13 protein-coding genes are annotated in these 16,633 nt (G+C 34.2%); 7 read left to right on the top strand and 6 right to left on the bottom strand.

The genetic code is table 11. From position 1 onward, the window contains the following. The first annotated feature begins 84 nt into the window (after positions 1-84). Positions 85-1,977 carry a molecular chaperone HtpG gene (htpG, locus tag SFT90_01250; GenBank protein MDX1949108.1) on the top strand — a complete coding sequence of 631 codons (1,893 nt, stop codon included), beginning with the start codon at positions 85-87 and terminating at the stop codon, positions 1,975-1,977. Between the two features lie 285 nt (positions 1,978-2,262). Here htpG and SFT90_01245 read toward each other — a convergent pair whose 3' ends face one another. From SFT90_01245 to SFT90_01230, 4 genes are read right to left on the bottom strand one after another with little or no spacing between them, the layout of a single operon-like run. Further along, positions 2,263-2,829, bottom strand: coding sequence for an aminodeoxychorismate/anthranilate synthase component II (locus SFT90_01245; GenBank protein MDX1949107.1), 567 nt, complete (start codon positions 2,827-2,829; stop codon positions 2,263-2,265). Then, the gene (locus SFT90_01240; GenBank protein ID MDX1949106.1) at positions 2,810-3,250 is read right to left on the bottom strand and encodes a hypothetical protein; all 441 of its coding nucleotides are present in this window, start codon (positions 3,248-3,250) and stop codon (positions 2,810-2,812) included. Before SFT90_01240 ends, SFT90_01245 begins: the two co-directional genes overlap by 20 nt. Continuing rightward, a complete protein-coding gene (gene thiS, locus SFT90_01235) occupies positions 3,250-3,450 on the bottom strand; it encodes a sulfur carrier protein ThiS (protein MDX1949105.1) in 201 nt (66 codons plus the stop codon). The genes SFT90_01240 and thiS overlap by 1 nt, the downstream gene beginning before the upstream one ends. 5 nt (positions 3,451-3,455) lie before the next feature. Continuing rightward, positions 3,456-4,766, bottom strand: coding sequence for a peptidoglycan-binding domain-containing protein (locus tag SFT90_01230; GenBank protein ID MDX1949104.1), 1,311 nt, complete (start codon positions 4,764-4,766; stop codon positions 3,456-3,458). Positions 4,767-4,903: 137 nt separating this feature from the next. Between SFT90_01230 and SFT90_01225 the strand changes: the two genes are divergently transcribed. Then, complete coding sequence (locus SFT90_01225; GenBank protein ID MDX1949103.1) at positions 4,904-6,166, top strand: porin; 1,263 nt, start codon at positions 4,904-4,906, stop codon at positions 6,164-6,166. 285 nt (positions 6,167-6,451) lie between these two features. Here SFT90_01225 and SFT90_01220 read toward each other — a convergent pair whose 3' ends face one another. Beyond that, positions 6,452-7,663 (bottom strand): D-amino acid dehydrogenase, encoded by a 1,212-nt coding sequence (locus tag SFT90_01220; protein ID MDX1949102.1) that lies wholly within the window; start codon positions 7,661-7,663, stop codon positions 6,452-6,454. Positions 7,664-7,751: 88 nt separating this feature from the next. Between SFT90_01220 and SFT90_01215 the strand changes: the two genes are divergently transcribed. The 5 genes from SFT90_01215 (at position 7,752) to SFT90_01195 (ending at position 16,149) form a co-directional block, all read left to right on the top strand. Continuing rightward, entirely contained in the window at positions 7,752-9,488 is a 1,737-nt protein-coding gene (locus SFT90_01215; protein MDX1949101.1) for a monovalent cation:proton antiporter-2 (CPA2) family protein, read from the top strand. A gap of 101 nt (positions 9,489-9,589) precedes the next feature. Then, the gene (locus tag SFT90_01210; GenBank protein ID MDX1949100.1) at positions 9,590-13,771 is read left to right on the top strand and encodes a calcium-binding protein; all 4,182 of its coding nucleotides are present in this window, start codon (positions 9,590-9,592) and stop codon (positions 13,769-13,771) included. 12 nt (positions 13,772-13,783) lie between these two features. Continuing rightward, a complete protein-coding gene (gene cutA / locus SFT90_01205) occupies positions 13,784-14,104 on the top strand; it encodes a divalent-cation tolerance protein CutA (GenBank protein ID MDX1949099.1) in 321 nt (106 codons plus the stop codon). A gap of 12 nt (positions 14,105-14,116) precedes the next feature. Next, positions 14,117-15,106: a glycosyltransferase gene (locus SFT90_01200; GenBank protein ID MDX1949098.1), complete on the top strand. Its 990-nt coding sequence runs from the start codon at positions 14,117-14,119 to the stop codon at positions 15,104-15,106. Positions 15,107-15,180: 74 nt separating this feature from the next. Beyond that, complete coding sequence (locus tag SFT90_01195; protein ID MDX1949097.1) at positions 15,181-16,149, top strand: ribonucleotide-diphosphate reductase subunit beta; 969 nt, start codon at positions 15,181-15,183, stop codon at positions 16,147-16,149. A 16-nt stretch (positions 16,150-16,165) separates the two neighbouring features. On the opposite strand, the gene SFT90_01190 is transcribed toward SFT90_01195, so the two are convergent. After that, positions 16,166-16,633: ThiF family adenylyltransferase (locus SFT90_01190; protein MDX1949096.1), on the bottom strand; the 468-nt coding region annotated here is incomplete at its 5' end.

The raw sequence follows: 16,633 nt of genomic DNA, 5'->3' as shown, positions 1-16,633 counted from the left end.
AAAATTAAAAAGAAAAAATAATAGCAATACTCTTGAAATTGGCGATTGTGTTACTAAATTTATACAAAAATATTTTACAAAATTATGACCAAACAAACTCTAAAATTCTCAGCGGAAACTGATAAGGTTTTTAACCTAATGGTTCATTCGCTTTATCAAAATAAGGATATTGTTCTGCGTGAGCTTATCTCCAACGCCTCAGATGCTTGTGATAAACTAAGATATTTGGCAATTCAGCAGCCTGATTTGCTTGGCGCTGATGAGTTAAAAATCAAAATTGAGCTAGATAAAAAAAATCGCCTGCTCAAAATTTCTGATAATGGAATTGGAATGACGCGAGAAAATCTTATTGAAAATCTTGGAACAATTGCACGCAGTGGGACACAAAAATTTTTGGAAAATATCGCTAATGATAATTTTAAGGACAATCAATTAATCGGCCAGTTTGGCGTGGGTTTTTATTCTGCTTTTATGATTGCAGATAATGTAAATGTTATCTCGCAATATGCGGGTGAAACTAAAGCTCACATCTGGAATTCTAAGGGTGATGGTGAATTTACAATTGAAGAATCTTCAGCAAACATCGGTAGAGGAACAATAATTACACTCCATATTAAACCTGAAGAAGATGATTTTTTAGATAAATTTCACCTCAAAAATATAATTGATAATTATTCAAATCACATCGCATTCAAAATTTATTTCAAAGATGCAGAAAGCCCAGAAATCCTAGTAAATGAAGGAAAAGCACTATGGCTAAAAAATAAAAATGAAATCACAAATGAGGAATATGAAGAATTTTATAAATCGCTTTCTCATTTAGGTGATGACAAACCATTTTTAACCATTCACAATAAGGCAGAAGGCTTGGTTGAATATAATTCCCTGCTTTTTGTGCCTTCAAAAAAGCCATTTGATTTATATCACCCAGATAGAATAACTCGCCTCAAATTATACATAAAAAGAGTTCTAATTTCTGAGAATTTAGATGTAATACCTGCCTATCTAAGGTTCATAAGGGGTGTAGTTGATAGTAATGATTTACCGCTAAATATTAGCCGTGAAACTATTCAAAATAATAATGTGATGCAGAAAATCAAAACTTCTATCACGAAAAAGATTTTGAAAGAATTATCAAATAAATTAACTAATGATAGAGAAAATTATAATAAATTTTGGCAGAATTTTGGGGCGGTTCTTAAGGAAGGCCTTTGCGATGGCTTAGAGCCAAGAGATGAAATTTTAGAGGCTTGCCTGTTCCAAACCAATAAATCTGAGGAATTTATCAGCCTAAAACAATATATTGAAAATATCAAAGAAAATCAAAAAGCAATTTATTATATTAACTCACCTGATAGGAAGACAGGTCTTGATAACCCTCAGCTTGAGGGCTTCGTTAAAAGGGGCTTTGAGGTTATAATTCTAACAGATAGCGTTGATGATTTTTGGGTTAATGTTCTGCATGAATATAAAGGACATAAATTCAAATCTGTAATTAAATCAGGTGATGATTTGGAAGAAATAAAAACCGAAAATGCTGAAAATAAAAACCCACAAGAAGAAAATACTTCTGCTGAAAATAAAGGCAATTTAAATAATTTAATTAATCTAATTAAGGAAGTTTTGGGCGATAAAATTAGCTCAGTTAAGAAAACAAATAAACTTTATGAAAGCCCTGCTTGCCTTTCTGTTCCAGAGGGTGCGATGGATATTAGACTTGAGAGATTTTTAGTTGAAAACAAGCAAATTCAAACATCAACTGCAAAAATTTTTGAGATTAATCCTGAACATAATATAATCAAGAAATTAGCAAAAATAGCTGATGATTCAAAAAATAATAATTCTCAAGATTTAGAAAAAGCAAAAAATCTAATTCTGCTTTTATTTGCTGAAGCAAATATCACTGAAGGTGAGCCAGTGCCAGATATCAAGCACTTCACAAGCAACCTTAATAAATTAATTGAGGCTAGTTTATAGGCAATTTTTGTTAGTGATTACTAACCATAGATTTTTACCCCTTAACCGCAATTGTCACTCCGCATTTATTGCGGGGTTAAGAATAGCTACGCCATTTTTCATTCCCGCCCCGTGTCAAGCACGGGGTAAACTCCAGCGGGAATCTATAATATAAAATAATGGATACCCGCTTCCGCAGGTATGAAGTGAAAGTGTGTATTTTACAAATAACCCCGCAATAAATGCGAGGTGACATTACAGATGAAAAATAGCATAAATTTAGTTATATCTATGGTTAGTGAGCACTCACCAATTTTTCAGGAAGTTTTTTATTATATCGTGGCCGAATTCTGAGGCGATGCTTTCTGGGTGGAATTGCACACCGAATACTGGCTTTGAGATATGCTGAACGCCCATTATTATATCGTCACACCAAGCGGTGATTTGCAAATCTTTAGGAAATGATTTTTTTTCAATAATGAGTGAATGATAACGAGTTGCTTTGAAAGGCGAGGGGAGGTTTTCAAAAAGCCCTTTGCCATTATGAGTAATTTCTGAGATTTTTCCATGCATTGGAATTTCAGCTCTAATAACTTTGCCACCAAAAACTTCACCAATTGCTTGATGCCCTAAACAAACCCCAAGAACTGGTAAATTATTATTGCTTGCTTGCTTTATTAAATCCTTGCTGATGCCAGCTCTATCTGGATCACAAGGTCCCGGTGAAATAACAATTCCACTAGGTTTTAGTGATAAGATTTCTTCAACAGATTTCTCATCATTTCTAAAAACTTGAACTTTTTTTCCAAGCTCCTCAATATAATGCACCAGATTATAAGTGAAGCTGTCATAATTATCTAAGAGAATCAACATCGTCAAAAATTAAGGGGTAATATTGGTTTCTGCAAACGCCTTTTAAGCAGAATAATCTTGGCAAGTTTGAGCATTCTTTTTCAATCAATTCTGAATTGAAAGCTTCAAACTTCTCTAATTCATTAGGTTTATCATATATACAATTTTTATTATATTCTTCAATAGAAGATAGATATTTTAGGTTTTTCTTCTCTTGGGATTTGCTAATTATAGCTTTATTGCAGGCATCACCTTGCCATGGATAGCCATAATCAAAATATCTGCAATCATCATCAACATTACACTCTGGGAAAATTTGGAGATATTCTTCAATCTTTTTCTTTTGCTCTTGGCAGTCATAAACTACAAAATTTTGAGCAAATAAATTAGATGGGAAAGTAATTATAAATATCGCAAAAATTCTAATTAAAGAAATACTCATCAGCCACCGCCAATAAAATGAATAATTTCTATAATATCATTTTCTTGTAAAATTTCATCAGAGAATTTTGATCTTGAGACGATTTCAAGATTTTTCTCAACAGCGATTTTTCTAACATCAAGTGAGAATGAATTAATTAAATCAGAAACTGAAAAGCCTGATGAAATATCAATATCTTCTCCGTTAAGAATTATCTTCACGATAATTAGTTAGTTTGAATGTTGAGTGCTTTTATAGCGTCAAAAGTAATACCGCTTGACTCTAAACCAAGAGATTTTTGGAATAGATAGATTGCTTCAGCGGTTTTTGTGCCGAATTTGCCATCAATCACGCCAACATCATAACCTCTGCCAGCAAGTGCTGCTTGCAACCTGTAGATTAAGTCAGAATTGATGTTTCTTTCGCAAATAACTGGTTTAAGCTCAACTCTAGGCTCAGAAGTTTGAACTTGCTTTCTAACTATTTTATAAACTGGTGGAATTTTATTTGAGATGGTTTTTTCAGCCTCAACTAAAACTTTTCTTTGAACTTTCTGCTTAACTGCTGGAACATAGATTTTTTCTACTTTAGCAGGGGCATCAACAACTTGTTTAGTGATTGTTTTAGTAACCGCGGGGATAATTCTTGTTTCCTTTCTTTCTGGCTCAATCTCTATTTGTTTATCAATTTCTTTATAAGTTGCAGGCTCTTCAACTAAGCACAAAATATCACCATCTTGACCAACTTTTGTAATAAGCCCATTGCCTTTTTTCCAAACTTTTCTTGCAGGAGTTGCAATAACTCTTTCTTTTATAGTTGTATATTTTGCTGGAATAGTAATTATTTGAGTTTTTTCTGGCTCAATAACAACTTGCTCTGTAATGGTTTTGTAAGTTGCTGGAATTTCAACAAATTTATAAGTTTCCTCTTTAACTACTATTTCTTCTTCTTTAGTTGCGTATTTTGCAGGAATTAGAGAATTTTGAACTCTTTCAGGTTCAACTAAAACTTGCTCAGTAACTTCTTTGAATTTTGGTGCAATTCTAACTTTTCCATAGCATTCACCAACAGATGCATTGGAAGCTGACTCAGTATCAATTCCATCTGAGCTTGGGATTGCCGGTGTTTCAAGGGTTTTTGTTTCAGTAACCTTAATTGGTTCAATTTTAATTTCTGGTTTTTGCTCTTCCTCTTTTTTAACTAAGTTTGTGTACTTAACAACTTCAACCTTAGGAGTTTCAACTTGAACCAGTTTTTCATCATCTGTTACTGAGATTTTAGGCTCAGAAACTTCAATAGTTTTTTGAGAAACTGTATCCTTGTTAATAACAATCTTTTCAGAAACCGAAGGAATAACAATTCTAGATTTTTCAGAATCTTTAATAAGATTATCATTTTTATCATCTTCAACAATTCTAACTGGGTTTGCAGAGTAATTGTCGTTAGGCTGAGAATTTAATGCTTGGCAAGAAACCAAACAAAAAACAGAAGCTAATAAAAATGTTTTACGAGTAATATTTGAGAGGGAAATTTTCATATTAAAATTAATTGGGTATGTTTGTTATATATCACTTAAAGAAAATTTAACGCAATATTTTTTTCAATACAAAAAAATAAACTTAATCAAATTCCATTTATAGTTGTAAATAGATAATTTGTTAAGGGTAATCTTTTATGAAGGATAAATTTTACAAAATATTTTTTCTGTTTTTGGTGATTATTTTTTTGAGTGATAGTTCTTTTGCGGCTTCCAGCAAGAATTTCCAAAAAGAATTTACCAATTATGAAGAGGAAAATAATAATTTTCTGAAGGATAAAAATATTAGATTATTCGGCTTTACACATTCTGATTATAGAAGTTTTTTTAATGATTATGGTGATGAGGTTAATAATAGATTTGTTAATCGTCGTTTGCGGGTTATTTCAACGGGTGTTTTTGATAAAATTTCTTATCGTTTGATGACAGAATCAAACCAAAACAGCCCTACTTTTTTTGATGCTTTTATTGATTATGCAATCACGCCTGAAGTTAATGTTCGCTTTGGTAAATTTAGATCGCCACTTAGTTTGGAAAGGTGGAATTTAGCTAATGACACAATGCTAATTGAAAGGGGTTACACTACGCAATTTGCCCCGGGTTGGGATATGGGTTCATATTTTTGGGGCTTAATTGCGAATAAAAGATTGGAATATAATATTGGTGTTACAGGTGGTGCGAGAGATTTTGCAAATCCTCAGCACGATTTTGATGATAAAAAAGATTTTATGCTCAAATTATTTTCATTCCCTCTGCGAGGAAATGGAGAAGTTTTTGAAAATCTCGGTGTAGGTTTTTCATATTCAGTGGGTGAAAGAGATGGAGATCTAAGAAAAAGGCAGGTTTCAAATTATAACACTACATCTTTTACAAGAATATTTAGTTATTGTGCAACTTGCTTTGCTGACGGAATTCAAACTAGGTTTTTACCGCAAGGATATTGGTATTACAAAAATTTTGGTTTGCTCTCAGAATATGCAATTAATGAATCAGAAATTAACAATAATGCCGGTTTAATAACACAAGTTAATAACAACGCTTGGGGTGTTACGGCATCTTATATGCTTACAGGGGAAAATTTTAATTTCAATCAGGCGGTTTTACCTTTTAATGAATTTAGCTTGAAAGATAAAGGCTTAGGGGCTTTTCAAGTGGCGGCAAGGGTTTCTGGAATTAGCTTTGATGAAGCAAGTTTTGCAAATAATATTTCAAATATTTCTAATTCGGTAAAATCAGCAAACTCGCAAACTATAGGTGTTAATTGGTTTCCAACTAAAGAATTAAAATTAATGTTAAATTATGAAACAACGCAATTTGAAGGTGGCGGTTTATCAGGTGCGGATAGGCAAGATGAGCATGTAATTCTATCAAGACTACAAATTAGGTTTAATTGGTTTTAGCTATATCATAAATAGGTATTGTTAGGCAAAGGTAGATTTTAATTAATTTCTGTAGTTTTTTCTCTTTAGTTTCACCCCGCATTTATTGCGGGGTTAAGGAGCTTAATTTAATAGTTACAGCATTTTTCATTCCCGCCCCGTGTCAAGCACGGGGTAAACTCCAGCGGAAATCTATAATATAAAATAATGGATACCCGCATCCGCGGGTATGAAGTGAAAGTGACTATTTTAGAAATAACCCCTCAATAAATGCGGTGTGACAATTGGAGGTTAAGGAGCTTATATTTATCTATACCTAACAATATCATAAATCATTTGTGCGGAGGCGAAATTTTGTGTCCAGCCGAGCGTGCCGTGTCCAGTATTTAGATATAAATTTTCTATTTTAGTTTTACCAATCATTGGCAGGCTATTAGGCGTTGAAGGCCTTAAGCAAGCCCATTTAGTAATATTTTCTAAATTACAAGCATCAGGAAAATGCCTACTTAATGAATTTTTTAGCATATCAATTCTTGGCTCAAAAATATCGTGATTATAGCCAGCAAACTCAGCTGTTCCAGCCACTCTTAATTTATTACCAAGGCGAGAGAAAACAATCTTTTCAAAATAATTAGTGATGCTATTTATTGGTGCTTTTTCACTTTGTAAAATATCGGCGGTGATGCTATAACCTTTTATTGGATAAATTGGCAAATTAAGCCCAATTTTCTTGGCAAATATTGGGGAATAAGCCCCCAAGCATAAAATAAATTTATCGGCTTTTATATTTTGTTTGTTGGTTTTTACTGAGGTAATTTTGTTGTTTTCAAGCGTTGCATTTTCAATTTCATTTTCAAATAAAATTTCAACATTTGGCATTTTTTTAAGTTTCTCAGTAAGGCCTAAAGTGAATAAATATGCATCTGCGGATTCATCAAGAGGGTCTCTAATATAGCCCTTAATTTGTGGTGCGATATTCTGCAAAGATGGTTCATAGGCAAGGGCTTCTTTCTCATTAAGAATTTGATAGTTTGAACCCATCAATTCTTGAATTCTTGCTTGTTTTAGATAGGTTTCAAAATCTTTTTCATTTTCAAAAATGAATAATTTTCCGCCTTTTTGATATTCAAAATTAAAATCAAAATCTTTAATATTTTCGTGTAGAATTTTTCTTGATAATAAACCAAGCTCCAAAATTTTTTGAGTATTCTGAATCGCAGAATTTTTGTTGCAATAGGTTAGAAATCGTAAAATCCATTGCCACATTTGCGGGTCTAAACGAAAACGAAATAGCAAAGGTTTATCATTTCTACCAAGCCAAGAAAGCCCTTGCTTTAGGGTTTTGAGGCTTCCCCAAGGCTCTGCGTGGCAATATGAAAGTTGTGCGCCATTTGAAAAGCTACATTCCTCACCAGCATTTTTATGGCGATCAATTATTGTAACCTCGTAGCCTTCTCTTGCGAAAAAATAAGCGGTTGTAACCCCAATAAAACCAGCACCTAAAACACAAATTTTCATATATAGAAAAAGATGACTTTATAAATAATCATTATCAGTTATAAATAGTTAATCTTTTCAAAAATTCAAAATTAATCCTATTTCACGAATGCAAGGAGCTCATTTTCTTACAGATATTGTTCTTTTACTTGCCGCATCGGTTGGGATTGTTGCGTTGTTCAAAAAATTGAACCTTAGCCCAGTGCTTGGATATCTGGTGGTTGGCGGAATTATTGGCCCACAAGGGTTTAAGGTTATTACAGAAACTGAACAAATTAAGCATTTAGCCGAGCTTGGTGTAGTGTTTTTGCTATTTGCAATCGCTCTGGAATTATCATTAGAGAGACTTATTGCGATGCGAAAACATGTTTTTGGCTTTGGTGGGCTTCAGGTTTTGATTTGTGGCTCTGTATTTTCTGCCATTGCGTATTTTATAAGTAATGATTTCAAAATTGCTTTTGTAACAGGTTTTGTTTTTGCACTTTCTTCAACACCAGTGATTTTTCAAGTTCTCAAAGAGCGAGGCGAAGAAAATACTCAGCACGGCAGGCTTTCAATAGCAACACTTATTCTGCAAGATTTAGCTTTCATTCCGCTTTTGATAGTAATTCCAATGCTTGCAGACGAGAAATCTAATATTGTTAATTCTCTAGCCCTCGCTTTAGTGCAGGGTTTTGTGGTAATGGTTATAATTGTTCTTGTAGGTAAAAAACTTTTCGGGCCTATTTTTAGGGTTGTAGCATCATTAAAAAGCCAAGAATTATTCGTGGCATTAATGTTTTTTATAGTTTTGGGCAGTGCATTATTCTCAGAAAAATATGGAATGTCCCTTGCTTTCGGTGCATTTATCGCAGGTTTATTAATTGCGGAAACTGAATTTAGAGCACAAGTTGAAACGGATATTAAACCTTTCAAAGGTATTTTTCTTGGGCTGTTTTTTATAACGGTCGGTATGAAAATTGATTATTCAATTTTAATTGAAAATATTTTTACAATATTCCTTTTAATTAGCTCTACAATAATTCTAAAAAGCTCAATAATTACCGCGCTTGCGAAATTATTTGGTTTTAGAAATGGTTGTGCGGTTAAAACTGGCTTTATGTTATCGCAAGTTAGTGAATTTGGTTTTGTTCTTTTTGCGATAGCTAATCAAAAAGGGTTTCTGCCAGATGATTTAATGCAAATTTTTGTTGTAACAATAAGTGTTTCAATGGCAATAACGCCACTTATTGTTAATTTTGGTAGTGGTGTTGCAAGAAGGGTTGAGATGAAAAACCCACTACACTATGAAAGTTCAGACATTTCAAATGAAATTAATGATATAAAAGATCATATTATTTTGGTTGGGTTTGATAAAATTGGCAGAACAACTGCAGAGCTTCTAAAAAATAAAGATATAAAATTTGTTGCACTTGATGATGATCCAAGAGATGTTCATCAAGGCAGAAAAGATGGTTTTCAAGTTTATTTTGGCAAATGTAATATACTAGAAAATCTTGAAAAACTTGGTGTTGAAAGAGCAAGTGCAGTGGTTTTAACTTCAGATATTCAGCCAGAAGTTTTGCAAATTGCGAACCAAATTAAAAGAAGATATCCAAATTTACGCATCATTGCGAGGGCAAAAGATAGGGCGATGGCAAATGAATTAAAAAATTTAGGTGTTGATATTTCAATCGCAGAAAGTTTTGAATCAAGCCTTATGATAGGCAGTTTTATTATGCATTCACTGGGTATCAATCACGATGATATTGAGCAGGCGATTAATCAATTCCGCCTCAAAAAACATCCTGATTCAAAAATTTACGGCTCATCAGTGCGTCTGAAAGAGGATTTATCAGCATTGTAGCATATAAAAAATACTATTAAAATTTTAGTCTAACTAAAATTATTGCATTTTGAGTTAAATGTGGTTTGATATTAATTATAGATATATAAAAAAATAAGATTTTGAAAAAAATAGCCAAAATATTTAAGAAGCAGATTGATAAGATTGCTGGCTTCTCATTATTTGAAACCGCTTTAACCATGGCTATTTTTGCCTCTATAATTACAGTTGGTATAACTAACTATGCGTTAAAAAAAGATTCTGATCAATTAGCAAATGATGTAAAGAAGCTTAGTATATTAAGAACTACAATTAATAATTTTGCTGATAATAATGGCTATATTCCATGTCCTGCGAGAACTGATTTATCCTCTACTAACTCAAGTTATTTAACTGAGGCAAGGAATACAACAAGCGGATATTGTAACGAATCAGTTTCGGGCTTAGAAAAGCTTGATGTTGATAGCTTAACAACCTATGGCGATGGAAAATTTCCAGCACCATTTGTGCATGAGTTTTTCAAGGGGGTAGTCCCTTGCAGAACTCTTGGGCTAAGTGATGATTGTGCAATAGATTCTAAAGGCAATAGATATTCTTACATAGTTTCAAATGCTGTTACAAAAAGTGAAACATGTATTTACTATTTGAAAGATGATTTATCAATGCAAACACATGCCTATACTCTTAAAATATTAGGTAATGCTGTTCCAACCGATTCACTCGCAACAAATTATTCTAACTACGGTAAGTATAGTGTTGAAACTAATGAGCCGGTATATGCAATTGTTAGCCATGGTGAGGGTATAGGGGCTTATAATAAAAACGGAATAAAAAATACAGCGACAGAAGTAACAACTGGTAGTTATTTGGATAATTATTATAATTCCCTCAATCACCATAGCTATTCTGGCTCTAGTATAAGATATTTGCTTTCACCAGATAAACCAATAAATAACCCTGATAGCTCAATATCATCAAACCAAAATCCTATAGTTTTTGGCGATATAGTTGTATGGGGAAGGCCATCAGGCTTAACTCTAAAAACATGTGTTCATTGTAGAACATGTGATACTGAAAATAAGAATTCTTCTATAAAAGTGGATAATTTTGTTAGCTGTATTGCCAGTGCAAATTCCTTGTGTCAGTGTGGGGATGATCTGGAGTGTGATACTGGAGCTGGTGAATGTTGTAATGAAACTCTTGGTGAATGTTCTGTGCTTGCTTGTTCTGGCTTAACGGTGGCATGTGTTGTTGGGCCTTGTGATGGTGGGGATTTACCTTATTCTGGGCCAACTACTGTGGCTACATGTGGAAGTGTTGTTGCTGATATTGCGATTGGAACTGTTTTGTTTTCGGGAACAACTCCAACAACTACAAGGCCATTTAAGTTTATTTATGATGGTGCATTCCAAGATGGTGCTTTATGTAGGCCAAGATTCAAAATAGAATTTGAAGATGTTTGCCACATTATAACTCAAAGCCCTGCTATAGATGGATTTTCTGATACAAGCGCCAAAATAACATATTATACCGATGCAACTGAGAGTAATGTTTATGGTGCAACATATGTTGCATCATCTTCATCTGGAACTTTATCGTATGCTTCAACCTCAACTTCAAGCGGGAGCTTAGTTGGGCAAATTGCTACATTAATGAATTACGTAGAAGGCGGAGTTAATAAATCATACGGTTTTACATCAGATGTAACAAACAATGATATTTATAGAGGTTATACATTTGAAAAGAATGATAGCTCGGCCACTTATAATTGCCCGATGGACTTTCTAAAATATTGTGCGATTCAAACTGATTGTGCATTACCAACTGAAAGGTGTTGTGATGATCAATGTACAACAAATTTGCCATGTAATTGTGATTCAGATGATGATTGTTTGGCTGATGAATCTTGTCTAGGTGGCATTTGTGTTGAAGAAGATGGGGTTTGTACTTCAGATGCAAATTGTGGGGGAGGCCAGTGCTGTTGCCCTGGAACACCACCTCTAAGTTGCTCACACTCCTGTTCATTAGGCTCTACAACAACAGGAACTGCTTGCAATGATACTATGACTTGTAACGGCACACCTTGTAATGGCAATGCAGGCGATGATACAATTACTGCAATAGGATCTTCTACAACTTATGGTGGAGATGGTGGAGACACAATAACTATTAATAAATCATCTGGTCAAGGGGTGGTTTATGGCGGAAATGGAAATGATATTATTAACTGCTCTAACCCTTCAGGTTCTACTGCTATAAGAGATTTTTGTTATGGTGAAGCTGGTGATGATATAATAACTATAGGGGGATCCGCTAAAGACGGCTCTAATGCGGATAGTGGTTTTGGTGGTGATGATAATGATCAAATAATTTTTGCAAATTCAAACATCAACTATGTTGATGCTGGTGCTGGAAATGACATTATAGTTGGAAGCACGGGAAATGACTCTTCTGTAGATACTTTTGCGTGTGGTTGGTGTGCAGTTGTAACTAATTATAATAAGCCTGTATCTGGTGGAGATGGAGATGATTTTATATATGGGGATGGTGCATCAAGTGGATCAAGTTCAAGCGGTGCTTGTGCTACTTCTACCTCAACTTCTACTTCTACTTCAAGTGGAGTTAGTAGCACCACTACTTCAGGCTCTTTTACACCTAGTAGCACATCAACATCTTCTACAACTTCAACCTCAACATCAACCAGCTCTGGTAACGATTCTCTTGCGGGGGGATCTGGTAATGATACAATTTTTGGTGGCCCCGGGAATGATTTAATATTTTCAGATGTTACGACGGATTGGTCATCCAGTGGAGTAAGCGTAAGCTCTGATGGGAGTGGTCACTTTAATAATTACTATCCTGGGGACGGAAGTGATATTTTAGTGCTTGGAGCTGGTGATGATTATATTCATGTCGCAGGTTTATGGGGAACTGATGTGGTAGTATCTTTTGGAACTTCTTCAGGTAATGGCACAGATGCAATATTTGTTCCAGATCTTCCAAATACCACTATTACTAGAAATATTACTTGTGATGGTGTTTCAGGTAGCTCAAGAGTTCAAGATAATTGTGGTAATACAATTTGCGTAAGGAGTAATCTTAGTGTTTTTGGTTGCACAAGTGGAACTCAAAATGTTTTCCAAACTAGCTCTACTTCATGTTCTACATCAAGCTCTACATCAACATCTACATCTACATCTTCTACATCAAGCTCAACTTCATCAAGTAGTGGGTGTATTGTTAATTCTAATTGTTCTAGCGGACAATGTTGTTGCCCTGGCTCAATACCAAGGTCTTGCGGTTCAACATGCACTACCCCAAGTAATACTAATATTGGAACCGATTGCGGTGATACAATGACATATACGGGAACTAGTAATTTATTTAGTTATGCAGGCAATGATACTATAACTGTTAATAATAATGTAAGAACTTATTCGGGTAATGGTAACGATACTATTTATATGAATGGAACTTCCAATATTTTATGCGAAGTGTTTGAGCTTACATATTGCAGTGAGACGAACAAATGTGATGTTAATGGCTCTACTGGAAGTACATGCACAGGTGATGACTATATTGAATCAACCGGAACAAAAAATGATAGAATTTACTCTGGTGCAGGAAACGACACTATTTATGCGGGTGCCGGAGATGATACAGTATATTCTGGCGATGGTAATGATATAATTTATACAGGTCTGGGTGCAGATAATGTTTTTGGTGAAGCTGGAAATGATACAATTTATGTAAGCGGAGATTTTAACATTGCCTATGGTCAAGATGGTAATGATACTATTAGCATAAGTAGTGCCTCATCCACTTCTTTAAATACAATTTATGGAGGTGAAGGAAATGACACAATAACAGGTGCTGACTCAGAAGATTGGATTTATGTTGGTGCAGGCGATAATAATGTTTATCCTGGAACGGGTGAAGCCAATGATTATGTTTACCTCACAGGGGGTAACTCTTCAAATACAAACAATGTTTATATCTATAGTGATTTAGGTGGAAGCAATACTGGAACAGTTGTTCTTTGTGGTGGGAGTAAAGATAGAATTTACTATGATATACCTACAAGTGGTGCTGCCATTTATAAAGTTTATTCATTTGACCCTAATTTAGATAGAATATATGTTCCAGATTTATCATCAATTGTAATTGATGAATATCTGGATAATGGTGTTCGTATTGCAAGAATTACAATATCTTCGGGAAGTTTAGAGATTTTACTATATAATTATTTTGCATCTCATCTTTTTACATCGGGTTCTAATCAAAATGTGTTTGAGGTGCCATAATTTTTTTCTTAAATGAATTCGGCTATTTTAATTTATTCTACTTTTCCAAATTCTGAAATTGCGGAGGAAGTTTCTAACAAATTGCTTACGGCAAATCTTATTGCCTGTGCTAATATTGGTGGAGGGATAAAATCACTTTATAAATGGAATAAAACGATTGAAAAATCTTCAGAAATTCCAGTTTTGTTCAAATCTGTTAAAGGAAAATTTTTAGAAATTGAAAACCTGATAAAACAACATCACCCTTACAAAATACCTTGTATCATTAGTGTAGATATTGATAATATAAGTCCAGATTTTTTAACTTGGATTTTAGAAAACACAAAAAACTAAATCAGCGAAGCTGTGAAAATATTATTTGTCGGAAATTTTGGATATAAGAAAAACTTTCAGCATTTTTATAATTGCGATTATAAATTCTATTTCGGCCTGATTAAAAATGGCCATTCGGTTTATCAGTTTTCTAATAGAGATTTAGCCCGTCAGGAAGGTTTTTTCAAATCTCGTTTTGGCTCGCAAAAAACTATAAATAAAAAATTACTCAAAACTATTAATGAACTCAAACCCGAAATTATTTTTCTCAGCCATTGCGGAATGATTGAAAATGAAACCCTGCAAATTATTCGTGAGCAAAATAAAAACATTAGAATTGCGGAGATAAATGTTGATGCTTTATGGGTGGATAAAATCAAAGATTACCTCACATCAAGATGCCTTTTTATTGATGCACTTTTCCTTACAAGCTCAGGCTCTCAGCTTGATGAATTTAGAAAAATCAACCCCAAGTTAAAAGTTTCCTATGTTGGTAATCCAGTTGATGAATCAATTGAGAAATATAGATGTTTTGAGAATGAAAATTTTTCGCATGATGTTTTTTTCGCTGGCAGTAATGGCTATCGTGAAGAAACAATAAATTTTCTTAAAAATAAACTCCCCAATATAAAATTTAATATTTTAGGGCAAGGCTCTGTTCCCCTAAAATATGGGCAGAATTATATTAATGAATTAATAACCTGCCATACAGGCCTTAATCTTCCCCAATTTACTGAGGAGAAATTTCAACCACCGCTTTATTCCTCTGATAGAATTGCACAATATATGGGTAATGGATTACTAACTATAATCCACGCTGGCACAGGCTTACAGGAGATCTTTGAACCTGAAGTTGACGCCATTTTTTATTCCAATTGGGAAGACCTTGCAGAAAAGATACAAGAGTATAAATTAAATAAAATTAAAAGAAAAACCATTGCAAAAAATGGTTGCGAGAAATACCATATGTTGTATTCTTCTAAAAAGATTACGCTAGATATGGTAGATTTGGTTGTTAGTTGATAGTTGATGGTTGATGGTTGATTGTAAAATCATAATTCCATCAACTATAAACCATCAACCAACAAGTACAAAAAATGTCCTTACTAAAAGCAGAACCAATTTTTAAGCCATTCAACTATCCTTGGGCGTATGAGGCTTGGCTTACACAGCAACGCATTCACTGGCTGCCAGAGGAAGTTCCAATGGGCGATGATGTGAAAGACTGGAAGAATAACCTCTCCGCACAGGAGAAATATCTGCTCACACAAATTTTCCGCTTTTTTACGCAGGCGGATATTGAGGTGAATAATTGCTATATGAGGCACTATTCCCGCGTTTTCCAGCCGACTGAAATTCAGATGATGCTTTCCGCTTTTTCTAATATGGAAACTATACACATTGATGCTTATTCTCACCTTATTGATACAATTGGAATGCCGGAAACAACTTACTCTGAATTTCTGCAATACAAGGAAATGAAAGATAAATATGACTATATGCAACAATTTGGCGTGGATACAAAAATAGATATTGCCACCACCCTTGCGGCATTTGGTGCATTCACGGAAGGGTTACAATTATTCGGTTCATTCGCAATTTTGATGAATTTCCCTCGCTTTGGTAAAATGAAAGGAATGGGACAAATTGTAACTTGGTCTGTGCGTGATGAATCTCTGCATACAAACTCAATTGTTAGGCTTTTCCACACTTTCGTAAAGGAAAACCCAGATATAAATCGTGAGGAACTCAACAAAAGGCTTTATAAAATCTGCGATACAATTATTACTCACGAAGATGCATTCGTTGATTTGGCATTTAATATTGATGGCTCAATTCAAGGGCTTACTTCAAAAGATGTAAAAAATTATCTTCGCTATATTGCTGATAGAAGGTTGATGCAGCTTGAGTTGCAGCCAATTTACGGCTCTACCAGAAATCCCCTGCCATGGATGGATGAAATCCTAAATGGGGTTGAACACGCGAATTTCTTTGAAAATCGTGTTACGGAATATACCAAAGCTGCAACGCAAGGCACTTGGGAAGAGGCCTTCGGGGCGTTTTAGTAAAGCTAAGATTTAGCTACCTACTACCACAAACACAATTTTCATCTTTCTGTAATTTAACTTTGCGGAATTGGTTGGCTTTGCCATCATAGATGGTTACAAACCCGTCTAAACCATCATCATTTCCAGTAATTAATTTGATTGCGTATAGAGCTTGCATACTGCCGATGATTCCAGCAATTGGGGCAATTATTCCGTTTGTTGAACAATTTGGCATAGTGCCTTCAGGTGGAACATCAGGGTAAAAACACCTATAGCAAGGGCTTTTTGGGGTTAAGTAAGGGCGAAAACAGGCTATCTGACCCTCAAATCTAAGTATAGCACCTGAAATAAGTGGCTTTCCTAGCTCTAAACAAGCATCATTTACTATAAATCTCGTCTCAAAATTGTCAGAACCATCAATAATTACATCATAATTGCTTAAAATTTCTAAAATATTATGTTTTTCTAGCTTATTTTTGTGAATTTTAACATTTATTTCAGG

The sequence above is a fragment of the Rickettsiales bacterium genome (genome assembly GCA_033762595.1).
GTDB lineage: Bacteria > Pseudomonadota > Alphaproteobacteria > Rickettsiales > UBA8987 > JANPLD01.
The sequence above is the reverse complement of the archived record's forward strand: the minus strand, read 5'-3'. Positions and strand labels throughout refer to the sequence as shown.